Genomic DNA, 24,172 nt, shown 5'->3' on the forward strand with positions numbered 1-24,172 from the left:
CTGCCGACGAGCGACATGGTCTCCACCGGCACCATGAACGGCACCAACTCCGCGACGCTCTCCTACAACACCAGCGCTGCGGACACTCGGTTCACCACCACCGCCTCGAATACCACCGTGTACACCTACGGCCTCAAGCTGACCAAGTTCGGCTCGCTTTCCGACGAGAAGCTGGCCGGCGCTAAGTTCCAGGTCTTCGCCGATGCCGTGTCAACGGATGCGATGAGCTTCATCCCGTTGAAGGATACTTCCGGCAACATCATCTACTACCAGTACACGACCGACGCCAACGCCAGCGGTGCGGTAACCGAGATTGAAACCGGCGATGACGGCACCTTCCAAATTCGCGGCATCGACGCCGCGAGCAACAAGTCGCTCTACATCCAGGAGACCGTGGCGCCCGCGGGCTACAAGGTTCCTTCCGGCCGATTCGCGGCAACGCTAGCTTCCGATAAGAGTGCCACGGACGGCGAGCACAATGGCAAGCTGTCCAACATGTCTTCCTTTACTGCGCAGCAGGCTGCCGACACGCCGCTGGTACAGAAGGTTTCCGTTGATGACGCCAATCTGTGGCAGCTCGACGTCGAGCTGAACAACGCCAACACCCACGTGCTGCCCACCACGGGCGGCATGGGCACGGTGCTCTTCGCCGTTGTCGGCGTCGCGCTGATGGCTGCCGCCGCGGGCGCCTTCGTGGTCGTCCGCCGTCGTCGCCAGTAGGCGCATGCCTGGGGGCAGGGCATGCCGGCACACATGGCAAAACGTCATTCTCGCGCGGGTCGTGTGCTGTCGAATGCTCTGATCGCACTTGTTTTCCTGCTGGGGCTGGCGATCCTGCTTTACCCAGCCGTCAGCAACCTGTACAACCAGTGGCGGCAGGACCAGCTGCTGGGCGACTACGAGACGGCCGTCCAGCAGCTGAGCACCGAGGACTACTCCGAGGTGCTCGCCGCCGCCGAGGCCTACAACGCGGCGCTGAGCCCGACGTTCACCGACGCTTTTACGGACGCGGAGATCCCCGCCGACGACGAGTACTGGTCGCTTCTGAACGTCGCCGGCAACGGGGTGATGGGCTACATCGAGATCCCCAAGATCCAGGTGCGCCTGTCCATCTACCACGGCAGCGACGAGGAGGCGCTTCAGACCGGCGTGGGGCACCTGTACGGGACCTCGCTTCCCGTGGGCGGCGAGGGCACGCACGCGGTCCTCTCCGCGCACCGAGGCCTGCCCTCGGCGCTGCTGTTCACGGACCTGGACCAGCTTGAGGTGGGCGACCGGTTTGCCCTGCACGTGTTGGGGGTGACCCTGGCCTACGAGGTGGACCAGATCCTGGTGGTCGACCCCACCGATGTCTCGAGCCTCACGGTCCAGGCCGGCGAAGACTACGTGACGCTCGTGACCTGCACGCCGTATGGCGTGAACACCCAGCGGCTGCTCGTGCGCGGGCACCGCGTGGACTCCATGGGCGACGCCGGCGAGGTCACCGTCGCGGGCCAGGTGGCGCAAAGCTTTGCCTGGTGGCAGGTGGTCGTGCTCCTGGGCGCCTTGGTGTTCTTGGCGTTCGTGATCTGGCTTTCCCGCGGGGTGGCCAACAAAGAAAGGAGGCGAGAAGGCCTTGATCAGCAAGAACCGTAAGGTGCGCGCGCTGCTCGCGGCGCTTCTCGCCGTTGTGTGCGTGCTCGCGGCGCCGGCGCGCGCGTGGGCTGCGGGCGCCTGCTCGCTTTCCGTCGAGTGCGAGGTCTCCGGAGCCGCGGTGGCGGAGGCGGGGTTCTTCCTGTATCGCGTCGGTGACGTGGGGGAGGACGGCGCCTTCGGGTTGACCGAAGAGTTTGCCGGCGCGGGCGTCGACCTTGCGGGATGCGCGCTCGCGAGCGAGTGGGGCAAGGCTGCCGAGGAACTTGCCGCGTTCGCGAAGGCACAGGGCGCCGAGGCCGTTGCTTTCGGCGTCACCGGCGCCGACGGTGTGGCCACGTTCGCGGGGCTCGAGCCGGGCTTGTACCTGGCGCCTGCCGCCACGGTCAAGACCGCGGCGGGGGAGGGCTACGTGAGCTCGGCGTTTCTCGTCGCGCTGCCCGGCCAGGACGCCGACGGGAGCGCGGCCTACGCCGTGACCGTGGAGCCGAAGCTCGAAAAAGCTGCCGACAACAGTGACGTGAATGGCGATAGCGATTGGAAGAACAGGCCTGGTGGGGACGCCGATTCCGGCGACGGCTCAGGCGCTTCTCTGGCCAACGGCGCCTCGGGCGCGGCCGCGCGTTCCGGCTCCGGCCGCGTCGCCACCACCGGCGAGACCATGGCCGTTAGCGTCGCCGCCGGTTTTGCCCTTGTTGGCATCGCCTTTATGGCCGCGTCTCGGCTCCGCCGCAGCTAGCGCTTTGCCTGCAATTTGGGGACAGTCCCCTTTTTGCACACGTGTGGCCGCTGCGGCCTCGTCGCCGAACCATTCGGCGAATTGCTTGAAACAGCGGTTCGTGTGCAAAAAGGGGACTGTCCCCAAACTGCAGGCCGGTTGCGTTACTTGGCGGCGTACTTGCGGATGACATCGATGGTCTTCTCGATGTCGATGGGCTTGGTAATGTAGTCGTTCATGCCGGCCTGCTCGGCCAGGGCGCGGTCCTCGTCAAACGCGTTCGCCGACATGGCCACAATCGGAATTTCGGCCACGCCCGCTTTGCCCAGCGAGCGGATGGCGCGCGTGGCGTCGTATCCGTTCATGCGCGGCATCTGGATGTCCATGAACACCAGGTCATAATCGCCGGCTTTGGCCTTGCTCAGTACTCTGACGGCTACCTCGCCGTCATCCACCACGTCAACCACAATCCCGCGCTGCGAGAGAATCGCCTCAGCGATCTCCTGGTTCATGGTGTTGTCCTCGACGAGAAGCACGCGCGTGCCGGCAACGTCAGAGTCATCGCACGCCGCTTCGGCTTCCAAAGCCTCCGTTGCCGCAGTCTTATCCGCCCCCTCACCGCTGGCCTCGCGGCAAAGAACTCCGCGCAGCTCAGACATAAAGATCGGCTTTGACACGAACGCCGTCACGCCGGCCGCACGCGCCTCATCCTCGATGTCGGCCCAGTCGTATGCCGTAAGGATCACGATGGGCACAGAGTCGTTTCCGATGTGGCGGCGGATCTGGCGCACGGTTTCGATGCCGTTCATGTCGGGCATGAGCCAATCGATGATGTAGGCGCCGTACGCGTCGCCCTCGTCGACGGCCACGCGCGAGCGCAGCACGGCTTCCTTGCCCGAAAGCGTCCAGTCGCAGCGCATGCCCACGCTCTTCAGCATGTTGCTCACGTTGACGGCGGTGTCGGAGTCGTCGTCGGCCACGAGCGCGCGAATGCCACGCAGCTCCTCGATCTCGCCGATCTCCACGGGGGCGTCCGCCGTGCGGCAGTCCAGCGTCACCACGAAGGTGGACCCGCGGCCCAGCTGGCTCGACACCGAGATCTCGCCGCCCATCATATCCACGATATTCTTGGTGATGGCCATGCCGAGGCCCGTGCCCTGTATGCCGCTCACCGTGGAGCTCTGCTCCCTGGTAAACGGCTCGAAGATATGTTGCTGGAACTCGCGGCTCATGCCGATGCCCGTATCGCGCACGCTGAACTCGTAGCGCGCGTAGCTCGAGCTGGTTCCGGGCTTCTCGGTGACGCGCAGACCCACGGTGCCGCCCACCTCGGTGAACTTGACCGCGTTGCTCAGCATGTTGAGAAGCACCTGCTGTAGACGCAGGCTGTCGCAGATCACGTTCTCGTGCACTACGTCCACGGTGTCGATAAGGAAGTTGAGCTGTTTGGCGCTCACGTTGGCCTGCATGATCGTGCGGATGTCGTGCATGACGTCGGGCAGGCTCGTCTCCTTCTCCTCGATGCTCACCTTGCCCGACTCGATGCGGCTCATGTCCAGCACGTCGTTGATCAGGCTCAGCAGGTGGCTGCTCGAGACGGAAATCTTGCTGAGGTAGTCGCTGACCTGCTCTTTGTTGTCCAGGTGCGCGGCCGCGAGCGCAGTGTAGCCCATGATGGCGTTCATCGGCGTGCGGATGTCGTGGCTCATGTTGTTCAGGAAGGTGGTCTTGGCGTGGCTGGCGTGCTCGGCGGCGGCGAGCGCGTCCTTGAGCAGCTGCTCCTGGCGAAGCTGCTCGCGCATGATGTCGTCGACGTCGTAGTGGTAGCCGCGCAGCTCATAGCCGCCCTCGATCGACCGACTCGTGCTGCCGCAGCGCACCCAGCGCTCGCCCAGGGTGGGGTGCATATACAGGTAGGTGTTCTCATCGCGCTTGCCGGCCTCCATGGCGGTCGCGCTGTCCAGCACCGACTGCGCGGTTTCGGGCTTGATGCGGCTGTACCAGGCGTCGTAAATCTCTTCGGGCGACATGTTGTCGCTTATGTCAGCAAGGCCGAGAAGCTCGAGCATGCGGCGGTCCGGGTACATCCGCCCGGGTTGGCCCTCAACGAGCTCGATGCGCCAAGTGCCCATCTCGGCCGCCTCGATGATGGCGTGCATGGTGGAAAGCTCGGCGTTCTTGCGCTGCTCCTCCTCCACGATGCTGGTGATGTTGCGGAAACCGATAACCAAGAACGGCTGGCCGTCCTCGTCGGTGAACTTGGCGGAGATCAGCTGGTAGTGGTAGGTCTCGCCGTTCCAGATGCGATTGTAAGTGATGGTGTGGATGCCTTGCTCGGGCGTGTCGCGCACGAGGGCCCCGCTGTCCACCAGGCTGTGCAAGCGCTCGCGGTCCTCGGGCGCGACGAAGTTGTCGAAGTAGACGCCAAAAGCCTCGATGTAGTTGCTGTGCGGCAAGACGGCGTCCAGGGCGCCCTTGTGCATGCCGGTCTCGTCGAGGCGAAGGTCCAGGTAGGTCTCGTCGGCGATGCGCACCAGGAAGAGGTTCTCGAACTCGCTGCCCAGGGCGTTGATGATGCCAAAGTTCTCGCGCAGCTGCCTTTCCTGCTTGTTGCGGTCGGCTATGAACTCGGTAATGTCGGTAATAAATCCCTGGTAGAACGTGGTGCCGTCCACGCTGATCTTCATCGTGGAGTCGGTGACCCAACGCCAGCCGCCTTGCTTTGCTGCCAGGCGGTAGACCTCGTCCTGTGGAGTTTCGCCCTGCGTGGACTCGATACGCTCCACGTAGCTTGTCGTGAGCTTGCGGTCGTCCGGGTGCACCAGGTTGATGAAGCGGTTGTCGAACTTGGTGCGAATCTCCTCCTCGGTCCAGCCCAGGATGTCCAGGAAGCGCTGGCCGATATAGAGGAAGGTGTAGTAGGGGTCGTCCGCGCAGCGGTGGTAGCCGCCGGGCAGGCTGGCGAACATGGACTCGGTGAGGACGGTCTTCTTCTCGAGTTCGGCCTGGCGTTGCATGAAGTTGGTCATGTCCGTGCAGACGCTGAGAATGGCCAGTCGCCCGTCCTCGGCGCGCACGAACTCGCCGCGGTCGACGGTCCAAAACCAGGTGCCGTCCTTGCGGGGCATGCGGTACTGGGTCACATAGGTCATGCCCTCGTGCCAGTCGGAGCCGAGGTCTGCCGTTACGTGGTCCATGTCGTCGGGGTGGATGGTGTTTGCCACCAAGCCGTCGATGCCGCGCCTGAGGTCGTCGAGGTCGTCGTAGCCGAGCATCCTGACCATGGCCTCGTTTGCGTGGAAGAGCGGGAAGCCCTCCTCGCAGTAGCCGCCGATGATGCCGGAGCCCTCGTTTTTGCCAGCGAGTCCCGAGATGACGGCGTTGACGTCAACGCCGGTGATGTTTTCAGAGCTCATTTGCCCACCTTTCACAGATAGCGGAGATTATACGTGAGGGGTGGTTGCGCGGGCAGGTGCTGCGTGGTCGGACGGCGGGCCTGCGCTAAAACAGCATGAGGTGGTTGACGAGGGCGTAGGCCACGACTGCGCCGAGCGCCGCCGCGACGGTCGCGAAGCAGATGAGGCGGTCTTTGCGGGTCTTCTGGATGGCGAAGGTCATCACAAAGATGGTGGCCACGCACACAATGACGGTGAGCAGGTGGAAGGGCGGGGTTCTCAGCACCTGCGCCGCGTAGTTGATTGCCATGACAGCCAAGATGGCGTTGCCGAGGCCCAGGACGATGGCGCCCAAGGGGTCCTGGCGCTTGATGAGGTGCGCGACAAAGCCGCCGGGCAGCGTGAACAGGGTGGCCGGGCCCCAGATGGTGCGGTAGTAGTAGATGGCCATGTCCAGCTGTAGGTTGCCGGTGAGGACCTCGATGGCGTAGACCAAAGGCTGGCTGATCAGGAAGAACACGAAGATCTTGAGCGCAGCCTCCCAGCCCTTCCCGCAGTTCGCGGCGATGATAAAGGCGAGGATGACCCAGCACTCGTAGGAGACGCAGATGTCGTGGAAGGACGTGGGCGCCAGCGCGGGGATGGAGCCCATGATGCCGGTGTAGAGGCCGGCGGCAAGGGCAAAGATGATGACGGCGGGCCAGTTCATCTTGAGGCCGCCGAAGAGCTTCTGGGCTGCGGCGAGCAGGGGGTTTTGGCTGGCCTGCCCGGCGGCGGGCGTGGCGGCGGGGGCGGGGCTGCCGGCGGGGGCTTGGCTGCTGGCGGGAGCTTGACTGAGGTGCTTGGGCATGGCGGTCCTTCTTATTTGCGCAGGGAAGCGATGGGGCGGAGTTTGCAAGAGACATCGTAGCGCTACCATGGGGAGGTTGGGTTAAAACTCGAAAGGAACCGTATGTTTCTAAAGGGTGCTGTCTGCTGCGTTTTGGGGGTCGTGCTCGGCCTCGTAACGTATTTGCGCATGAGGCGCCGCGCGAACCTCATCTCGACCGGCTTCGGGTTCGAGCTTGGGTTTCTGCTGGTCGCGGGCGGGGCGGTCGATATGCTCTGGGGCGCCGTGCTCGACGGCGTCGTCGAGGTCACGCCGCTTATGGAAGTGGTGTTCATCGGGGTGATCTTCGGGCGCGGGATCCTGTACGCGCTCATCGGCGTCGCGCTTCTTGCCGACGGGGCCTACCTGGTGAGGCGAGAGGGGTTCTCGCTCGCGCACCTGCTGCCTTTTGGGCTTGGCGTCGTTATGCTGGCGGTTGCGTATTTGATTACGCTGGGGCCGGGAACGGGTGATTCTCAAGGGCTTATAGAATGGGCCGAGAATTTGATCTCCATGGTCAGGATGCTCGCGAGCTACATTCCGATCGCGCTCTTTGGCGTGTGGATCTCCAACGAAATCTGCTACCGGTCGCGCCGGCCGCCCGAGCGCGAGTACGTCATCGTGCTGGGGTGCGGCCTGCGCCCCGACGGCAGCGTGACGCCACTTCTGCGCGGGCGCCTCGACGCCGCCATCCGCGCCTACGAGGAAGGCGGGCAAGAGGCGAAGATTATCTGCTCGGGCGGGCAGGGGGCCGACGAGATCGTCTCCGAGGCGCGTGCCATGGCCAACTACCTTGTTGAGCAGGGTATTCCCGAGCGCGACGTTCTGCTGGAGGACAAGTCCACGACCACCGAGGAGAACCTGCGCTTCAGTCGAGCCATTATCGACGAGTGCGGCGGGGCAAGCCACTGTACCATCGCCACGAACTCCTATCACTGCCTGCGCGCGGCCATGTGCGCGCGCCGCGCCGGGATCCGTGCGAGCTGCGTTGGCGGGCGCACGGCGCTGTTCTACTACCCGGCAGCGTTTTTCCGCGAGTACATCGCGCTCGTGGTGCGCAACCGCTATGCCGTGGGCATCTTCTTTGCGCTCACCATGGTCCGCTTCGCGCTCTACCTCACGGGTGTCCTGCCCGAGGGCGTCTTCTAGACCCGCCCGAGCTGCACCGGGTGACAGGTTCGTTGCCTGCGGTTTGGGGACAGCCCCCTTTTTGCACACGCGTGCTTGCTGCGGACTCGTCGCCGAATCGTTGGGCGAATTGCTTGAAGCTGCGGTTCGTGTGCAAAAAGGGGACTGTCCCCAAACCGCAGGTCGCGACTTATTCGTAGGCTTTCTGCAGGTCGGCGACGGTGCCGTTACCGTAGTCGACCAAGACGGACTCCACGGCGGACACGTTGCCGCCCTCGAGGCGGTACTCGGTGAGGACCAGATCGAGGCTTGCCGCGCCGTCCTGCGACTTGAGCTTGACGGAGAGCTTCTTGCCGTTGCGGGTCACGGTGTCGATCTCTTGGCCGGGGATGGAGCCGCCGGAGAGCTGCAGCTGGATGTAGTCGTCGCGCGGGGCCCAACCGTCGCCCGGCATGGCAATGACGCTGCCGCCCGCGACCCGCATGGTAAGGACGGCGAGGCTGTCGTCTTGCGTGGCGGCCCAGGTCTCGGCGACGTTCTTGCCCGAGTCGCCGGCTGCGCAGCCCGCCAGTCTGAGGCCGCCGAGTATTGCTGCCGTGCCGCCGATAAATGACCTTCTGCTCATGTGCGTCATCGCTGCTCCTTTTGCGCTCGAGTCCTGTGGTGTTTGAGGCCCTTGTTCCCGCGGCGCGGGCTTTCTTTCTTGGGCGCGGGGTTATCGCGATGCAAATGAGCGCAAATATGGCCCACGATTATGCGCGAAACGGCAGCCTCAGGCCACTCGGCTGCAAAAAATCGGGGATGGCGGCAGTTTTTCGGGAACCCTCCGAGTATCCTGCGCTTTGCATCCGACAAAACCGCAGGTAGACGGGTTGCTCGAAATTCGTCTACTTGGACGGTTCGCAAAAAACTGCCGCCATCCCTGTTTTTTTGCGCGCTCCGGCCCGCGTCGAGCGTCTCACGCCCTCTGGTCAAGAAAAAAGCGGGCACACGAGGTGCCCGCTGACAGTTCGGTCCGGTGCTGTCGCGTTCTTACTCCATGACGACCCAGGCCCAGGTGCCGTCTCCGTCGTCGATGTCCATCGGGGCCAGGGCAACGAAGCCCTCGTGGCGGGTCTCGGGGACGACGATGTGGCAGACCTCGGCCTCGACCGGGCTGCGACCCAGGGTGTTGGCGGGAAGGTCGATCCAAACATTGCCGACGAGCTCGGAGTGGACGTCCTCGCCGGGGCGGCCGTCGACGGTAAAGCTGCCGAGGACGCAGCGCTGGGGCTCGCCCCAATCGAAGCCGTCGAGCGCGTTGGCCAGGGCCTCATAGGCGATGGCGAGCTTCTGAACCTGCGGGTTGCTCATGTAATCCCCCTTAGTTGGGCGCGGCTGGGGGCCGCGATGGATGGCGTGCGTTAGAGGCGAGTATGGGCGCTGGCGGCGCCTCGGGTCGCAACGATTTGGTGTGCGACGGCAAATCGTCGGCGGTCGGTTGCGCAGGGAAGCCGTTGTGTAGCTCGGCAAAAAAGGCCCGCGGACCGCGGGTAAGCTGCCAAAATGCTGAGATTCGATTTAAGTGGATGATTTGAACGTTTGGGAATGGCCTGCGCATTGTGTGGTCGATTAGGCCGCAGGGGCGCAATAGCGTACACTGATTCGGCCGTATATTTCATTGAAAGGACCCTCTTTATGGCTCGCAAGCTCACCGAAGAGGAGCGTAATAACATCAACCTTCTTACCGCCGCGTTTGTGGCGGCGCTGCCGTCGCACCTGCGCAGCCACGCGAGCGCCATCGCGAGCTCGCTCGTGCGCATCCCGCGCGAGACCATCAAACCAGCCGACGTGAACCGCATCGTCGGCCGCTGCGGTGAAGATGCGAAGCAAAAAGACGAGCTCAGAGCCGCGATTCGCGAGCTGGCGCTCGAGCCGGTCGAGGCCGAGAACGGCACCGGCGAGCAGTTTATGCTGCGGATTCCGGAGGCCGATGAGCCGGTTGCGGAGACCGCCGCCGCGCACGCGGAAGAAGTCGCGGCTCACGAGTCTGCGCCTGTCGAGACTGTCGAGGCCGCGGTTGCGGTTGAGGAGACCGCGCCGGCCGCGATTGCCGCGCCGGCCGCGATTGCCGCGCCGGCCGAGGCCCCTGCGGACGAGCCCGAGGCGAAGCCGAAGCGCCGTCGCACGCGTCGCTCTCGCAAGAAGGCCGCCCCGGCAGAAGAGCAGAATGAGCCGCAGATAGACGCTGCGGCCGAGGTTTCGGTTGCCACCGAGAAGCCTCTTGCTGGGGCGGGTACCGCCGCCGCGCCCGAGGCCGAGGCGCCCGCCCCCGAGCCCGCTGCCGAGCCTGAGTCCGTAGCCGTGGACGTCGCCGCCGACCCGGACGTCGTCTCCGACGCGGATTCTACCTCCGAGCCCCCCGCCGAGCCCGAAGCCCCCTCGGCTCCCGAGCCTGCCGTCCCCGCGCAGAGCGTCTCTCGCGGCCGCGGTCGTCGCGGCGGCGCTGGCCGCTCGCAGAACGGCAACCCGAAGCAGCAGGGAAAAACCCTCGCCGAGGTCCCCTATATCCGTCGCGGCGGCCAGACCGAGGCCGACCTGCGCGCCCGCATCGTGCAGCTCGGCCAGCGCTTCTGGATGAACGGCTGGCTGCTCTCGCACCCCGGCGCCTTTCAGCTCTATGAGAAGGAGCTTCTCGCGCTCAATGAGTTCGTGGTCAGCGGCACCATGATCGGCGACGTCACGCGCCGTCAACTCGCCTACCAGATGGGCGGCGACGAGAAGTTCTTCGAGTACGGTTCCGACGGCTTTAAGCTGCTGCGCTCCATGGGTGTCGAGGATCTGATCCGCCATCGCCCCATGCCCAAGGCCGACCTGGTCTTCCACGCGCCGCGCCGGCGCAAGCACATGCGCGTCCTTGTTACCGAGAACCTGGACCCCTGGCTTGACGTGCACGACCTTATGTATGAGGACGGTGTTTCGCAGATCCTGGGGGAGCGCATCCACGCGGTTGTGCTCGGCGGCGGCATGCCCGTGCTCGAGCAGAATCGCCTGCACCTGCTGCTCGACACCCTTGGCGCCGACAGCTACGAGGTCCTGTACTGGGGCGACATCGATCGCGCGGGCCTCGATATCCTCATCAAACTGCAGGCCCTTCTGGACGGAAAATTCGAGGTCAAGCCGTTTACGCCGGCCTACCAGCTCATGTGCGACCGCGCGATGGAGCGCTTCCCAGACCCGCAGAGCAACGAGCGCACGGGGCAGATCAACATCGAGGTGGGGGACACCTCGGTGATCTGCGGTGGCCTCACGCCCGAGGCCGCCGACTACGCGCGCGCCGTCATCGTGGGTTGCGGCCTCGTTCCGCAGGAGATTTTGACCAAGCGCGATCTTAAGTAGGCGCATCGAAGTAATAACGGCGGGCCCGCAGCTGTGGGGTCCGCCGTTTTTGCTTCTTGATGACGCGGCTTTTGACGACTCAGCCCATTCGCGGGGCACTTTGAACATGTCGACCGACTTTTCCGGGACTAAATTTGAAATGTCTCGGTAGACTCATTCGCTCAACTGGGAAAACGTAGCGGAAATAGCCCCTGCTACTCGGCAATCGCCAATTTAGTCCCGGAAAAGTCGCGCGAATGGTTTTCGGACCTCGCACACCGTGCCGAATCTGGCCCAAATGAGCGTCAAGTGGTCAGTTTTTCGGCGGCGGAACAGATTGCGGCCTTCACTTCGTCCTTGGTGAGGCTCTCGGGGTCCTCGCACCACTGCCCGGCAAGGCCGATGCAGCCGTCGAAGAGCAGGTCGAACACGAGGCCGTCGGACCCGGGGCACGCCACTTGTTCCCAGTGGGCGCGGGCAAGCTCGCGGAGCTGTTCGCGGCCGCAGCCGGTCGCCTTCGGCCCCGCGATCCACGCCAGCGATTCGCGGTCCTCGAGCAGGGCGTCGCAAAGGATGGTGCAGGCCTCGGGCACGGTGGTCGTCAGGGTCCTTGCCAGCGCTTCTTCGCAGCGAGCGGCGATGGCGCCGGCGACGTCGGACTCGATCGCCGCCGCCAGCTCGTCGAGGTTCGCGAAGTGCGCGTAGAAGGTCGCGCGGTTCACGTTGGCGAGCGACATGACCTCTTTGACGGTGATCTGGTCGGCGCCCTTCTCGCGGCTCAGCGAGAGAAAGCTCTCTTTGATGGCGGCGCGGGTCCTGCGGACCCGGCGGTCGAACGGTGCCTTGGTCCTCGTCGTCTCCATTTGGCCCCTCGAACGTTTCGGCAACAGTTTTACTGCCTAATCGTAGGAGCCGAGTGTTAAGGCATTTTTGCGTCTCGCAACAGATGTTGGTTACGTTCGGTTGCGGCAGTGTTTCGGGCGCCGGAGCCGCCTGTCGGTGTCGCGCTCACGCCGGGGCGGCGCCACCCGCCGGCGTGGCGCCGCAGCCCGGAGCCCGCAGCCCGCTACCAGATGCCGAGCACGCGCTGGCCACCCAGGCTCACGAGCGCGATGGCGACCCAGCAGCACGCTCCCAGCGCGATCGGCTTTCCGCCGCTGCGCACGAGCTTGACGATGTCAGTGTTGAGGCCGATGGCGCTCATGGCCATGACGATGAGGAACTTCGAGAGGGTCTTGAGCGGCGCCGTCACGGCGGCGGGCAGCGCGAACACCGTGGTCGCCACGCTTGCCAGCACAAAGAGGCCGACGAACGCAGGGAAGGCGCGGCGCAGGCTGAAGGTGTTGCCGCCCTCGCCGCCGGCGCGGCGGTCGGCGCGCATCTGCCACACGGCGAGGACCAGCGTGATAGGGATGATGGCCAGCGTGCGCGTGAGCTTGACGATGGTCGCGGCGTCGAGCGTGTTGGCCCCGGGGTGCATGCCGTCCCAGGCCGCAGCCGCAGCGGTCACGGAGGACGTGTCGTTGACGGCCGTGCCCGCAAAGAGCCCGAAGCCCTCGTTGGTAAGCCCGAGCATGCCGCCGAGCGTCGGGAAGATAAGCGCGGCGACCACGTTGAACAGGAAGATGACCGAGATGGCCTGCGCCACGTCTTCGTCGTTCGCGTGGATCACGGGCGCGGTGGCCGCGATGGCCGAGCCGCCGCAGATGGAGGAGCCGACGCCGATGAGCGTTGCGATCTTTCCCGGCACCTTGAGAACACGGCACATCACAAAGGCAACTATAAGCGACGTGGCGATCGTCGATGCGATAATGGGCAGGCTCGTCACGCCGACCTTCGCGACCTGCGAAAGGTTGAGTCCGAAGCCCAAAAAGACAACGGCGGCCTGCAGCACGTACTTCGACGTGAACTTGACGCCGGGCTGAAGCGTCGCGGTGTCGCGGCCGCGCAAGGCGACGGCGAGCAGCATGCCGAACAGGATGCCGAAGACCGGCCCGCCGACGACCTCCACCTGCGTGCCGCACACCCACGCGACGGCGGCGATGGCGAAGCAGAGTGCCATTCCTTTGAGCTTCTCGGTAACGCTTTGCATGCTTAGTCCTCCAATGCGGCGAGAATGGCCGCGACGTCTCCTGTGTATTGCACGGCGCGCATGCCGGCCACGCGGGCGCCCTCGCAGTTGTCGGCGTTGTCGTCCACAAAGAGGCACTCGCCGGGCTCGAGGTCGTATCGCTCGCAAAGCAGCTGGTAGATGGCGGGGTCGGGTTTCATCATCCGCTCACAGCCCGAGACCACGGCGCCGTCCATGAGCCCCCATGCGGGCATGTGGTCGAGTTGCTCGTGGATGCGCGTGCCGGCGTTGGAGAGCAGGTAGATGCCGTACCCCTCGCGCTTGAGCTCGGCTGCCAAGGCGTTCGTCTGGTCGATGGGGGAGGAGTAGGCGGCCCAGCCGGCAAAGCACGCATCGAGGTTCGGCCAGAGGCGCTTCTCGAGGTGTGCCTTGGCGACGCGCAGCGCGGTGTCGTAGCCCACGGTGCCGGAGTCCAACAAAGCCCAGGTAGTGCTGCCAAAAAGCGCGCGGTGAAGCGCATGTGCGTCCGCCTCGCAGTCGGTGAACTGCGCCGCGAAGTGCGGCCCGTCGAAGCGCATGAGCACGTTGCCCATATCGAAGACGATGTTTTTGATCTGCGCGGTCCGCAATGCCATGCGAGCGCCTTTCTCCGTGTCCAAACAACCCTTAAATAGGATACTCGCCTGCACCGGGCGACAGGTTCGCGCCTGCCATTTGGGGACAGTCCCCTTTCTGCAGCGCTTTTGGGACAGACCTGCACGTGGTGACAGGTTCGATGTGCTGCACGATAAACCTGTTGCCTGCAGCTGCGCAAAATGGCGGGTTTGCGGCTTACTCGCCGAGCGCCTGAGGCGGCGCTGCTTGCCTGCGTCGCGTCCTCTTCGTCGCCGGCCCCGGCCCCGGCGCCCTGCGTATCGTCATCGCCGGCAATCGTGTCCAGCACGCTCACCGGCAGCGTGGGTAGCCGTTGCTGAATTTGTTCGCGTTGACGCCGCCGCCGGTAAGCTTGAGCGAGCAGCCGACCATGCTCGACTCGCTCAGCTTTCTTGCGTCGACGGGCACATCGAGCGAGACCAAGCTCCTGGTGCCCGAAGCCGCCGTGTTCTTGGCGTTGAGCACGGAATCAGGGGAAAGGCTCAGACGGCCGGCGGGCGCGTCAAAGCCGCGGATAATCGCTGCCTTCTCGAACGTCGTGTCCTCGTTGGAGGCGCGCACGGCGATGGTCTTCGCCCCGTTCACGTATCCGCTGACGCCATAGTCGTTGGTCTGCGCGGCCACGATGCCGGCCACGACCCGGGCCGACGTCTCGGACGTCTCGGATGCGGCATCGGCCTCGAGCGCTACCAACGCGGTGCCCGTATAAGCCTGGGCGCTCTCGGTTGCGGGATCCGTGCTCAGCGTTTCGTCGTCTGAGGTCAGCACTTCGTCGTCTATCGAGAGCTCGCCGCCCCCGCCCGCACCCTCGTCCTCGGTGACGGTGAGCTAGTTCCGAAACGCCGACAGCACCTTGCTCAAGGGCGCCCACTTCCGGCTCCACGAGAAGGGCAACGAGGGGAATGTGCTGGTCAACGACCTCGAGATCGAGTTCAGCAGCGCGAACGTCGTCGACTCCGCGGACCGAGGCACGGACTCCGAGGACAAAAAGCCCAGGTCCAGAGCGCTTATGAGGGCCGCGACTGCCACGCTATGGGCGACGACCGGGGCGGATGATTCGGGGGCCGTTGACGTCTCGGAGATTATGATCGGCGGCTCCGATAGCAGCGACGACGGCTCCGATAGCAGCGACGACGCGGCTAAACATTTCGGCCGCGGGACGCCGGCGACGGGCGACCCGCTCGGCTTCATGGGCGTCGCGTCTCTTGCCGCGGGCGCGCCTGCAATTTGGGGACTGTCCCCAAATCGCAGGCGTTACTTGGCGTCGTGCGCTTTGGCCTGGTTGAGGGCAAAACCCGCCGCGCAGCCGATGAAGCCGCCCACGATGTGCGCGAACTGCGAGATGCTGTCGGCGGTGAGGCCGTTCACGACCTCGCGGCCGATGTAGAGCACGGCCACGAGGATGAGAGTGGCCGGTACGGTGCCTTCTTGGTAGCTGGCAAAGCTCGAGAGCAGTATCAGCGCGAAGGCGACACCCGACGCGCCGATGAGCCCCGTGTGGAATAGCAGGTTGTTCACCGCGGCGGTGGCAAAGGTCGTGACCAGGATGAGGACCAGCGTGCGGCGGCTGCCGTACTTCTCCTCGATCATAGGGCCGACGATGAGGATGATGAGGAAGTTGGAGAGCCAGTGCTCGAAGCTCGAGTGGCCGAGCACGTAGGTAAACATGCGAAGCCACATCAAGGGGTTAAGCATCGAGCCGTGGCGCGTGATGAACAAGAGCCTGTTGGCGATGCCTCCCGTAAGGTAATTGGAGAGCATCGCCGCAAAGCTGAGTGCCGTGAAGGCAAGGATCACCGGAGCGTTGAAGGCGATGCGGTGGCGGCGCTTGGGCGCAGGCCCGGTGCCCGATGAGGTGTTGCTGCCGGCCTTGCCGCCACTGGTGTAGTCGGAAAGAAAATCGCTCATCTAGCTGCTTCTTATTGCTTATGCGTCAATCTGGAAGTTGCTGCCCACGACCTCAATGCTTGTCTGCTTGAGCCAAGCCACGGGGTCCTCGAGGCCGCTGAAGATCGAGTCCTGCGCCGCGAGCTCGTTCGTGTAGTCCTTGAGGGCGTAGATGCGGTAGGTCTCGCCGTCGGTGTGGTTGACAAGCGGGGTCCAGACCACGTTCTGCACCGTGACCGCGCCGTCGTCTCCGCGCACGAAGTCGCAGCTCAGCATGCCCTCGAGTTCGTTTCTGGGCTTCGGGGACTCATGGCGAGAAAGGAAGTTGCCCAGCGAATAGGCCACCAGGGTCTTCTTGCCGCTCGTGCCCTCGACCCACTGCATAGGGCCGATGACATGTGGGTGCGAGCCGAGGACCACGTCGACCCCCAGGTCGGCGAGGTACTGCGCGTACTCAACCTGCGTCTCGTCGGCCTCCATGAGGTTCTCGGTGCCCCAGTGCATGGCGACGAGCACGACGTCGGCGGCCTCGCGCGCGCGGGCCACGTCGGAGGCGATGCGGTCCTTGTCCATGAAGTTGACGGCGTAGCTCGGCAGGTCGGGCTGCTCGTAGCCGTTGACGCCGTAGGTGTAGTCGAGCAGCGCGAAGGTGATTCCGTTGCGCTCGATGGTTGCGATTTTGTTGGCGTCATCCGCGTTGTCGGCAGTACCGGTAAACACGACGTCCTTGGTCTTCCACAGTTCGCAGGAGTGGTCGTTCGCGCCGAAGTAGCCCCAGTCGTAGGAGTGGTTGGAGGCGGAGGCCACTAGGTCGAAACCAGTATCTACCAGGGCGTCCGCCATGGAATCGGTGGTGTTGAAGGAGGGGTAGCCCTTTGGGCCGATGTCGTCTCCGCCGCAGTGGGTCTCTTCCTTTACGTAGGCGAGGTCGGCTGATTCAATATAAGGTTTGATGTTCTCGTAGATGCTCGTGTAGTCGTAGTTGCCGTCGCCGGTTGTGCCGGCCTGGGCGTCGGCGTAGGCTCCGATCTGCTCTTCGGGCAGGTTGTCGCCCACGGCAACGAAGTGGACGGTGGCGGGGGAGGGCGCGGCCTGGGTCTCGCTGCTGCTGCTGCTCTCGGCGGGGCTCACCGCCGGCGTGAAGCACGACGAGACGATGCTGCCGAACGCGAGCGCAAAGAGCACTGCGATGGCGATAAGCGCAGGTGCAAGGGGGCGCGGGCACGCCTGCGGCTCCTTGTGGTCCATGCGGCGGCGCTGATCGCTCACGGGGCGGCGCATGGTGTCGGCGGAGGTTCGGGTGCTTGCGGCGCGGTGCGCGGCGGGCTCGCGGCGGGCGGCGTCATCGACGCGCGCGCGTTCCCGCGCATGCTCGCGTGCCTCGGCTCGCGCTTTGGCGCGTGCTTGGCTGCGCGCCTGTTGTTCCGTCGCAGAATATCGCCTGGCCCCAGATCTTCTGCTGGGGCGATGGTAATTCTGGTCGTCCCCCATTGGTTCTCCCTTGTGCGGGAAGTTGCGTGAATTAATTGTATCGCGGGGGCGCCCGCGGCATCCGGCCTGCTGGCAAACGGCTGTAAGATGCAAGGGCGCCTCTTTGCGCGCACATCCCGAGTCAATTAAATAGATTATGCAGGTGAATTATACACGCATGGATGGATTCAACACGAACAACCTTGGTAAGCGGCTCTTTTGGTTCTGTTTAGGGCTTGCTGTCAACTCGTTTGGCATTGCATTAATTACAAAGGCGGGGCTCGGCACGTCGCAGATCTCGAGCATCCCGTACGTGTTGTCGTTCCAGTTCACGTGGCTGCCGTTTGCCGTGGGCACCTTCATCATGAACCTCGTGTTCATCGTGGTGCAGATCGTGCTCATGGGGCGGCGCTTCTTCCCGGTCCAGTTGCTGCAGATCCCGGTGAACATCGTCTTCAGCTCGTGCCTCGGCGTGGCCATGGAGGCGCTCGGCTGCGTGAACCCGACGTTTTTGCCGCTGCAGATCGCGACGCTTCTGGCCGGATGCTGCGTGCTTGGGTGCGGAATTGCCATCGAATGTGCCCCTGACCTGGTGTTTGTTCCCGGCGAGGGCATCGTCTACGCCATTGCCGAGGCCATCGGCAAGAAGCTCGGGTCGGTCAAGGTGATCTTTGACCTTGTGCTCGTGGCGTCGTCCGTCACGCTGAGTCTCGTGCTCTTCGGCGAGCTGCGTGGAGTGGGGGTGGGCACCATCGCTACGGTCTTCATCACCGGCAACGTCGTCAACTTTGCCAACGACCACTTCGGCTTCCTCACCCGCGTCCGCGCCCTCGCCACCGCATAACCCTTGCTCTCGCCCACCTCCCCTGCAATTTGGGGACAGACACCTTTGCGCACACGCGTCGTGGTTGCGAGGTAGATGCCGAACCTTTGGGCCAATTTGCCAAAACCGAGGTGCGTGTGCGCAAAGGTGTCTGTCCCCAAATTGCAGGGGAACCTGTCACCAGGTGCGGGCGAGGGGGGTTAGGGGGCCTTGGGCGAGGATCGTCACGCGGTGCATGGCGCGGCTTATGGCGGTGTACAGGCGGCGGCGGCAAAGCGGCGTGTCCGGGTAGACCTCGGCCTGCGCGTCGGGTATAACGACATGGTCGAACTCGAGGCCCTTCGCCACGCGCAGGGGGAGCAGCACGACGCCCGCGGCCGGCAGGTCCGAGTCCTTGCCGAGCACCGTCACCGCCTCGCCCAGCTGCTTGGCCAGCCAGCTCACGCGAGAATCGCTCTCGGCCACGATGGCGGTAAGGCCCTCCTCGGCCGCGGCCTCCTCGGCAATGCGCCGCAGCTCAGACACGTAGGCGTCCACATCATCGGCGTCCATCTCGCGCACCACGGGCGCCACGCCCGCGCGCTGGACGCTCGTCAAGGTGAGCTGCTCGTCGGAGTCGAGCAGGCCCGTGAACATGGCCGTGATCTCGGGGCTCGAGCGGTAGCTCGTGAGCAGGCGGCACTCCTCGACCTGCCCGTGCGTCTCGCCGAAGACCTCCGCGATCTGCGCGAAGCTCGCCGTTCCCTCAAAGATCGCCTGGTGCTCGTCGCCCAGCAGCAGGAAATGCGCCCGCGAGAAGTGCCGCGCGAGCACCATGAGCTGCGCCACGGTGTAGTCCTGCACTTCGTCGATCATCACGTAGCGTGCGTTCTTGTCGCCGGAGCCGGTGATGCAAAGCCGCAGGTAGAGCCACTCGGTGGCCGTGAGGGCCTGCGTGCCCAGCAGCCTCATGCCGATGCGGTCGAAGCGCAGCCAGCTGAGGTCGTCGATGCGCTCGTGCGCCTCGGCGTACGCCTGCTCAACGTAGCGGCGCGCAAGGCCCGCGCTCTCCTCCTCGTTTTCGGGGCTCACCGTCTCGCCGAACCAGTGGACCTGCTCGTCGAGGTCGAAGCCGAGGACCTTCTCCTGCAGCTCCTCGTCCTTGGACATGGCGGTGAAGCGGCGCTCCAGGCGCTCGTGCAGCTCGTCGGTCACAAGGGCGCAGAAGCGCGAGCCCACGCCGAAGCGCTCGAACTTGCGCACCGCGCCCTCGATCTGCGAGGGCTTGAGCAGGACCGCGTCGTCCACGCGGATCTCGCGCAGATCGCCTGTCTCGATGGACAGGTCCTTTACCGCCGCCTCAATGCGCCGCAGCTCAGCGGGGTCGGTCTTCTCGCCGCCGCTGCGCTGGCCCGCGCCTTGGGCCTCCACGAAGTCTCGCCACGTGAAGACCTGCGGGTTGGACTCGCCCATGGAGGGCAGCACCGTGTCGATGTAGCGCTCGAACACGTTGTTCGGCGTAAAGAGGTAGACCTGGTCGGGGTCGAGCGTCTTGCGCTCGCGGTAGAGCAAAAACGCGATGCGCTGCAGCAGCACCGACGTCTTGCCCGAGCCCGCGATGCCGTTGACCAGCAGCGCCGGTACATCCTCGTGCCGCACGATGGTGTTCTGCTCGCGCTGGATGGTGGCGGTGATGGCCTGCAGCTTCTCGGAGTGGTGCTTCTTGAGCGCGCCGAGCAGCAGCGAATCCTCGATGGCCACCGTCGTGTCGAAGTACATGTTGAGCTTGTCGCGCACGATGTCGAACTGGCGGCGGAGCTCGAGGTTCACGGTGCGCTTCTTGCCGTCGACGTTGTAGCTGGTCTCGCCCATCTGCTGGTTGTAATAGGTTTCGGCCACGGGGCTTCGCCAGTCCACGACGAGCGGGATGGAGTGCTCGTCGGTCATGCCGGCGGCGCCGATGTAGACGTCGCGCGCGGGGCGGCCGGGGCGCATCTGCAGGCGGACCTTGGCAAAGTAGGGCTGCATGAGCAGCAAGACGACGCGGCGGAGCTTGTCCACGTTGAAGTCGTGGTACTGGTTGTACGCGTCGATGACGGAGTTCAGGGTCTCGATGGAAGCGAGCGTCTCGATGGTCTCGTCGGCGCCGCCGAAGTCTAGGCGGACCTCCTCGGACATGTCGATAAGGTCCTGGCGTGCGCCTTTGTGGTTGGTCTCGAGGTCCTCGCCGATGGCGTCGCGCATCTGCAGCAGCTTGGCGTAAAGCTTGGAGAGATGTTCCTGCTCCTGCTGGAAGATGGGGTCGTTCGTCTGTTCGAGCTCGTCGGACATGCTTTGCTCCTGCCGTTCGCGCGATATTTTGAGTTTCTTATCGTACGACATTTGGGCATGCGGATTAAACCCTGCAATCGGGGTCAGTTTGAGGGGCGAAAGTGACCCCAATTGCAGGGTTTTGCGTGGCGGGCCGCCGGCAGTTTGTGGACCGGCCGCCCCTTGCCCTCCATGTAAATGCGGGCCAGGTACTCGTCGATAATGCCCAGCGTGAGCAGGATGAGCCCGCCGATGAGCAGGATGAGCCCGCCGATGGTGGGGTAGTCGTCGGGCATGTTGCGCAGGCCGTTAGCTTGCGGATCGACCACTTGCTCGTGCCGGCCGCGCGCGGCGACGTCGCGACGGAACACGCGGAAGTAGGAGGCGCCGGGGATCATGTCGTCGCAGTCCTCGGTCGCGGCCTTAAAGGTGCGGTAGAACATGCGCTTGAGAAACGCCTGAGCCGCGCCTTCGTGGCGTTTGGCCTGGTAGGCGGCTACGCAATCGAGCACAGGATTAGCCATGAGCTCGCGATATATCGCCAGCAGCGTCTCGGGCTCCTGCTGCAGGACGGGCCGCCCTACGTGCACATTCCCATAATGACCACGCTGCGCTGTCCGTACAGCGTCTGCGTCGACCAGCAGCTTTAATACTCCGTGGGCGATAACTTCAACAGCGGCGTCATCTACCTCGGCGAGCGTAAGGTGGGGGAGAGCGCGAGGTTCGGTCTTATCGCCTACGCCGGGCCGAGCTGCAGACACTCGGTACGCGTCCTTCTCAGCTCCTCGGTATGCGACCTGGTCGTCGCCAAACGCTGGATTTGGACGAGATGCAGCGGCAGCTTGTCCTGCTCGATTCAAATGAGGTGCAGGTAGAGAACTATGAAGATGGGCATGTGGTGATTAATTTCTCGGCCGATGAGGACGAGACGCCGGGGCTTGTTGCCGGCTGCGCGATCAGCGCGGTGAGCGTCGCCGCGTTCGGCGCGTGGCGCGCGGTTTCTCGCCGCCGGACCTGCAGCTGGTGACAGGTTCCTGCTGCTGCACGAAATGACAGGTTCACCCCTGCCATTTGGGGACAGTCCCCTTTCTGCAGCGGTTTGGGGACAGTCCCCTTTCTGCAGCGGTTTGGGGACAGACCTGTGCCAGCTAACCTGCACGGGGCGACAGGTTGGCTGCTGCTGCACGGGGAGCCTGTTACCAGCTGCAGGCGCGGCGGTGGCTAGTCGTCCACGAAGCCGACGCGGTACTTGCTAAAGACGACGGCGCCCTCTTCCTGCGTGGCGTCGAGGTCCACGTCGCCCCAGATGCCGAAGTCGCGGTCGTCGTCGGAGTCGCGGAACACCTGGTGAATGTGCCAAACGTGCCCACCGTCCTCGCGGGCGCGCTTCTCGTCGGCCTCGTCGATGGTGTAGTACGCGGCCGAGCGCGCGTCGCCGTCGAGCAGGATCTCGTCGTGCTCGTCGCGGAAGCGCGCGAGCGCCTGGTCCCACACCGGCTTGCGGTAGCCCCAATCGGCGTCGAGACGGCCGAGCTCCTCGGTCGAGTCGAACGCTGCCAGGCGCACGCGGGCAAACAGCGCGTTGCGTACCAGCAGCGTGAGCGCGCGGCGGTCGTGGACGACCTCGTCTGCGGCCTCGGGCGGTGCCGCATCGACGCCCTCCGCGCTGCCGGCGGCGCTCCACTCGTCCACGAGCGACGAGTCGACGCTGCGCACAACGAGCCCGAGCCAGCTGATGATGTCCTCGAGGCGCTCGTCGCGCTTGTCCATGGGCACGGTGCGGTCGAGCGAGCGGTAGGCCTCGGAGAGGTAGCGAAGCAGCGTGCCCTCCGAGCGCGAGATTCCGTAGCGGCCCACGTACTCCTTGAAGTCGCTGGCTGTCTCCACCATGTCGCGCAGCACGGACTTAGGCGAGAGCGCGAAGTCGCGCGCCCACGGCACCTTGTCGCAGTACTCGGCGAAGGCGGGCTCGAGCAGCTCTTCCAGCGGTTTTGGCCAGGTGACCTCCTGCAGGCGCTCGATGCGCTCGTCGTACTCCACGCCGTCGGCCTTCATCTCGGACATCGCGCGGTCGCGGGCGACGCGCTGCTGGGCGCGAAGGATCTGCCCCGGGTCCTCGAGCGTGGCTTCGGCCATGGAAATGACGTCGAGGGCGTAGGTCTCCGACTCGGGGTCCAGCAGCTCGAGTGCCGCGAGCAAGAAGGGCGAGAGCGGCTGGTCGAGCGCGAAGTCGTCGGGCAAATCGACGGTCGTCGAGAAGACCGCGCGGGTCTGCCCGTCGTCGTCCGTCTCCTCTTCGCGCGTAACCACGCTAGCGTCCATAAGGGTGGCGATGATCTCGTCGGCCCGCTGGTGCAGCACCGCCTTCTCGGTGTCCGGCTGAGCGGAGTCGTCGACCAGTTTGTGTACGCGCGCCATGGCATCGCCGCCCTGCTCAACCTCGGCGAGCACCATAGAATGCGAAACCTTCATGCGGGGGCGCAGGGGCTCGGGGACTGCTACTTCCAGGCGCTCGAAGGTCTTCTTGTCCCAACCCACGTAGCCCTCGGGCGGCTTTTTGGCTTTCGATTTCTGCTTGGCCTTCTTGGGGTCGCCGCCGGCCTTGCGCAGCGCGCGGGCGTTTTCGATGTCGAACTCGGTGGCCTCGGCGATAACGCGCCCCTCGGTATCAAAACCTGAACGACCTGCGCGGCCGACGATCTGGTGGAACTCGCGCGCGTTCAAGTGCCGCATGCGCCGGCCGTCGAACTTGGAGAGGGCCGTGAGCACCACGGTGTGGATGGGCACGTTGATGCCCACACCCAGCGTGTCCGTGCCGCAGATGACGGGAAGAAGCCCCTGTTGGGCGAGCTTCTCGACGAGCAGGCGGTAGCGCGGCAGCATACCTGCGTGGTGGACGCCCACGCCGCAGCCGAGCAGGCGCTGGAGGGTCTTGCCGAAGGTCGTGGTAAAGCGCGTGCCCTTGATGGCGGCCTTGACGGCCTCGCGCTGCTCCTTGGTGCTGACGCCGTAACTTGCGAGCGACTGCGCCGACTTGAGCGCCGCGTCCTGCGAGAAGTGCACGATGTAGAGCGGCGCGTCGCCCGCGCGCAGGGCGAGCTCGACCGTGCCCTCGAGCGCCGTGTCCACGAACTCGTACGAGAGCGGCACCGGGCGCGGGGCGTCTGCCAGCACGTCCACGGCTCGGTCGGTGTGGTCGGCCAAGGTTTTCTCGATGCCCGCCGTGTCGCCCAGCGTGGCGCTCATCAGGAGGAATTGCGTGTGGGGGAGGGTGAGCAGCGGGACCTGCCAGGCCCAGCCGCGGTCGTGGTCGGCGTAGAAGTGGAATTCGTCCATGGCAACGCAGCCCACGTCGCAGTGCTCCCCCTCGCGCAGGGCCTGGTTGGCCAGGATCTCGGCCGTGCAGCAGATGATGGGCGCGTCGGCGTTGATGGACGCGTCGCCCGTGATCATGCCCACGTTCTCCTTGCCGAAGAGCTCCACGAAGTCGAAGAACTTCTCGCTGACCAGGGCTTTAATGGGCGCCGTGTAGTAGCTGCGCCGATCGGTGCATACGCTCATGAAGGCGAGGCCGAGAGCCACCATGGACTTGCCGGAGCCGGTCGGGGTGCCGAGGATCAGGTGGTCGCCGGCCGCGAGGTCGAGCAGCGCCTCCTCCTGGTGGTCCCACAGCTTGATGCCGCGCGACTCGACCCAGCCGAGGAAAATCTCGAGGGCCTCGTCGGCGGGGATGTTGGGGTAGGTCTCGTCGTCTGGCCAGGGGATGAGACGGCCGAGCGAGCCGTGGCCGTTGGGGCCATCGTCGATGAGCTGGTCTTCGTTTGAGTCCGCGGTTGCGATTCGCGTCGCGTCGTGTTCTGCCATGGGTGGCCTTTGCGTC

Annotated in this window: 20 protein-coding genes; 7 read left to right on the forward strand and 13 right to left on the reverse strand. The window is 64.8% G+C overall.

Annotated elements, in window-relative coordinates; translation table 11 throughout:
- From U5709_RS01660 to U5709_RS01670, 3 genes are all read left to right on the forward strand, one after another.
- A partial coding sequence (locus U5709_RS01660; protein ID WP_321972625.1) for a SpaA isopeptide-forming pilin-related protein occupies positions 1-720 on the forward strand: 720 nt, incomplete at its 5' end.
- Between the two features lie 33 nt (positions 721-753).
- The gene (locus tag U5709_RS01665) at positions 754-1,635 is read left to right on the forward strand and encodes a class C sortase (RefSeq protein WP_321972626.1); all 882 of its coding nucleotides are present in this window, start codon (positions 754-756) and stop codon (positions 1,633-1,635) included.
- Complete coding sequence (locus tag U5709_RS01670) at positions 1,616-2,371, forward strand: hypothetical protein (protein ID WP_321972627.1); 756 nt, start codon at positions 1,616-1,618, stop codon at positions 2,369-2,371. Before U5709_RS01665 ends, U5709_RS01670 begins: the two co-directional genes overlap by 20 nt.
- A 143-nt stretch (positions 2,372-2,514) precedes the next feature.
- Here U5709_RS01670 and U5709_RS01675 read toward each other — a convergent pair whose 3' ends face one another.
- Together U5709_RS01675 and U5709_RS01680 are read right to left on the reverse strand one after the other, a co-directional pair.
- Positions 2,515-5,766 carry a response regulator gene (locus tag U5709_RS01675; RefSeq protein ID WP_321972628.1) on the reverse strand — a complete coding sequence of 1,084 codons (3,252 nt, stop codon included), beginning with the start codon at positions 5,764-5,766 and terminating at the stop codon, positions 2,515-2,517.
- 85 nt (positions 5,767-5,851) lie between these two features.
- Positions 5,852-6,595 carry a hypothetical protein gene (locus tag U5709_RS01680; protein WP_321972425.1) on the reverse strand — a complete coding sequence of 248 codons (744 nt, stop codon included), beginning with the start codon at positions 6,593-6,595 and terminating at the stop codon, positions 5,852-5,854.
- 102 nt (positions 6,596-6,697) lie between these two features.
- Between U5709_RS01680 and U5709_RS01685 the strand changes: the two genes are divergently transcribed.
- Positions 6,698-7,762: a YdcF family protein gene (locus U5709_RS01685; protein WP_321972424.1), complete on the forward strand. Its 1,065-nt coding sequence runs from the start codon at positions 6,698-6,700 to the stop codon at positions 7,760-7,762.
- Between the two features lie 169 nt (positions 7,763-7,931).
- On the opposite strand, the gene U5709_RS01690 is transcribed toward U5709_RS01685, so the two are convergent.
- Together U5709_RS01690 and U5709_RS01695 are read right to left on the reverse strand one after the other, a co-directional pair.
- Positions 7,932-8,375, reverse strand: a complete 444-nt coding sequence (locus U5709_RS01690) for a hypothetical protein (RefSeq protein WP_321972629.1) — start codon at positions 8,373-8,375, stop codon at positions 7,932-7,934.
- Positions 8,376-8,773: 398 nt separating this feature from the next.
- On the reverse strand, positions 8,774-9,094 hold the full coding sequence (locus U5709_RS01695) for a hypothetical protein (RefSeq protein ID WP_321972422.1): 321 nt from the start codon (positions 9,092-9,094) through the stop codon (positions 8,774-8,776).
- A gap of 324 nt (positions 9,095-9,418) precedes the next feature.
- Between U5709_RS01695 and U5709_RS01700 the strand changes: the two genes are divergently transcribed.
- Positions 9,419-11,119: a Wadjet anti-phage system protein JetD domain-containing protein gene (locus tag U5709_RS01700; RefSeq protein ID WP_321972630.1), complete on the forward strand. Its 1,701-nt coding sequence runs from the start codon at positions 9,419-9,421 to the stop codon at positions 11,117-11,119.
- Between the two features lie 284 nt (positions 11,120-11,403).
- Here U5709_RS01700 and U5709_RS01705 read toward each other — a convergent pair whose 3' ends face one another.
- The 6 genes from U5709_RS01705 to U5709_RS01730 form a co-directional block, all read right to left on the reverse strand.
- A complete protein-coding gene (locus tag U5709_RS01705) occupies positions 11,404-11,961 on the reverse strand; it encodes a TetR/AcrR family transcriptional regulator (protein WP_321972420.1) in 558 nt (185 codons plus the stop codon).
- Between the two features lie 203 nt (positions 11,962-12,164).
- Positions 12,165-13,190 (reverse strand): YeiH family protein, encoded by a 1,026-nt coding sequence (locus U5709_RS01710; protein WP_321972631.1) that lies wholly within the window; start codon positions 13,188-13,190, stop codon positions 12,165-12,167.
- 2 nt (positions 13,191-13,192) lie between these two features.
- The gene (locus U5709_RS01715; protein ID WP_321972418.1) at positions 13,193-13,804 is read right to left on the reverse strand and encodes an HAD family phosphatase; all 612 of its coding nucleotides are present in this window, start codon (positions 13,802-13,804) and stop codon (positions 13,193-13,195) included.
- A 310-nt stretch (positions 13,805-14,114) separates the two neighbouring features.
- Entirely contained in the window at positions 14,115-14,591 is a 477-nt protein-coding gene (locus tag U5709_RS01720; protein ID WP_321972417.1) for a hypothetical protein, read from the reverse strand.
- 486 nt (positions 14,592-15,077) lie between these two features.
- A complete protein-coding gene (locus tag U5709_RS01725; RefSeq protein WP_321972416.1) occupies positions 15,078-15,731 on the reverse strand; it encodes a rhomboid family intramembrane serine protease in 654 nt (217 codons plus the stop codon).
- Positions 15,732-15,749: 18 nt separating this feature from the next.
- On the reverse strand, positions 15,750-16,979 hold the full coding sequence (locus U5709_RS01730; protein WP_321972632.1) for a CapA family protein: 1,230 nt from the start codon (positions 16,977-16,979) through the stop codon (positions 15,750-15,752).
- 379 nt (positions 16,980-17,358) lie between these two features.
- Here U5709_RS01730 and U5709_RS01735 point away from each other — a divergent pair, with 379 nt between their 5' ends.
- Entirely contained in the window at positions 17,359-18,024 is a 666-nt protein-coding gene (locus U5709_RS01735) for a YczE/YyaS/YitT family protein (RefSeq protein WP_321972414.1), read from the forward strand.
- Positions 18,025-18,180: 156 nt separating this feature from the next.
- On the opposite strand, the gene U5709_RS01740 is transcribed toward U5709_RS01735, so the two are convergent.
- Both U5709_RS01740 and U5709_RS01745 read right to left on the reverse strand, forming a co-directional pair.
- Positions 18,181-20,313, reverse strand: coding sequence for a HelD family protein (locus U5709_RS01740; protein ID WP_321972633.1), 2,133 nt, complete (start codon positions 20,311-20,313; stop codon positions 18,181-18,183).
- 83 nt (positions 20,314-20,396) lie between these two features.
- Entirely contained in the window at positions 20,397-20,882 is a 486-nt protein-coding gene (locus U5709_RS01745) for a hypothetical protein (RefSeq protein ID WP_321972412.1), read from the reverse strand.
- 239 nt (positions 20,883-21,121) lie between these two features.
- Here U5709_RS01745 and U5709_RS01750 point away from each other — a divergent pair, with 239 nt between their 5' ends.
- Positions 21,122-21,319 (forward strand): hypothetical protein, encoded by a 198-nt coding sequence (locus U5709_RS01750; RefSeq protein ID WP_321972634.1) that lies wholly within the window; start codon positions 21,122-21,124, stop codon positions 21,317-21,319.
- A 194-nt stretch (positions 21,320-21,513) separates the two neighbouring features.
- Here the strand turns inward: U5709_RS01750 and U5709_RS01755 are convergent, their stop codons facing one another.
- Positions 21,514-24,156, reverse strand: coding sequence for a DEAD/DEAH box helicase (locus U5709_RS01755; RefSeq protein ID WP_321971549.1), 2,643 nt, complete (start codon positions 24,154-24,156; stop codon positions 21,514-21,516).
- Positions 24,157-24,172 lie beyond the last annotated feature (16 nt).

It is taken from the genome of Paratractidigestivibacter sp. (genome assembly GCF_963660155.1).
GTDB lineage: Bacteria > Actinomycetota > Coriobacteriia > Coriobacteriales > Atopobiaceae > Paratractidigestivibacter.

Coding starts and splice junctions, on each gene's coding strand:
- U5709_RS01755 (WP_321971549.1), bottom strand. CDS start 24,156: ATGGCAGAACACGACGCGACGCGAATCGCAACCGCGGACTCAAACGAA.
- U5709_RS01680 (WP_321972425.1), bottom strand. CDS start 6,595: ATGCCCAAGCACCTCAGTCAAGCTCCCGCCAGCAGCCAAGCCCCCGCC.
- U5709_RS01740 (WP_321972633.1), bottom strand. CDS start 20,313: ATGTCCGACGAGCTCGAACAGACGAACGACCCCATCTTCCAGCAGGAG.
- U5709_RS01695 (WP_321972422.1), bottom strand. CDS start 9,094: ATGAGCAACCCGCAGGTTCAGAAGCTCGCCATCGCCTATGAGGCCCTG.
- U5709_RS01705 (WP_321972420.1), bottom strand. CDS start 11,961: ATGGAGACGACGAGGACCAAGGCACCGTTCGACCGCCGGGTCCGCAGG.
- U5709_RS01665 (WP_321972626.1), top strand. CDS start 754: ATGGCAAAACGTCATTCTCGCGCGGGTCGTGTGCTGTCGAATGCTCTG.
- U5709_RS01750 (WP_321972634.1), top strand. CDS start 21,122: ATGCAGCGGCAGCTTGTCCTGCTCGATTCAAATGAGGTGCAGGTAGAG.
- U5709_RS01710 (WP_321972631.1), bottom strand. CDS start 13,190: ATGCAAAGCGTTACCGAGAAGCTCAAAGGAATGGCACTCTGCTTCGCC.
- U5709_RS01725 (WP_321972416.1), bottom strand. CDS start 15,731: ATGAGCGATTTTCTTTCCGACTACACCAGTGGCGGCAAGGCCGGCAGC.
- U5709_RS01675 (WP_321972628.1), bottom strand. CDS start 5,766: ATGAGCTCTGAAAACATCACCGGCGTTGACGTCAACGCCGTCATCTCG.
- U5709_RS01715 (WP_321972418.1), bottom strand. CDS start 13,804: ATGGCATTGCGGACCGCGCAGATCAAAAACATCGTCTTCGATATGGGC.
- U5709_RS01690 (WP_321972629.1), bottom strand. CDS start 8,375: ATGACGCACATGAGCAGAAGGTCATTTATCGGCGGCACGGCAGCAATA.
- U5709_RS01735 (WP_321972414.1), top strand. CDS start 17,359: ATGGATGGATTCAACACGAACAACCTTGGTAAGCGGCTCTTTTGGTTC.
- U5709_RS01685 (WP_321972424.1), top strand. CDS start 6,698: ATGTTTCTAAAGGGTGCTGTCTGCTGCGTTTTGGGGGTCGTGCTCGGC.
- U5709_RS01700 (WP_321972630.1), top strand. CDS start 9,419: ATGGCTCGCAAGCTCACCGAAGAGGAGCGTAATAACATCAACCTTCTT.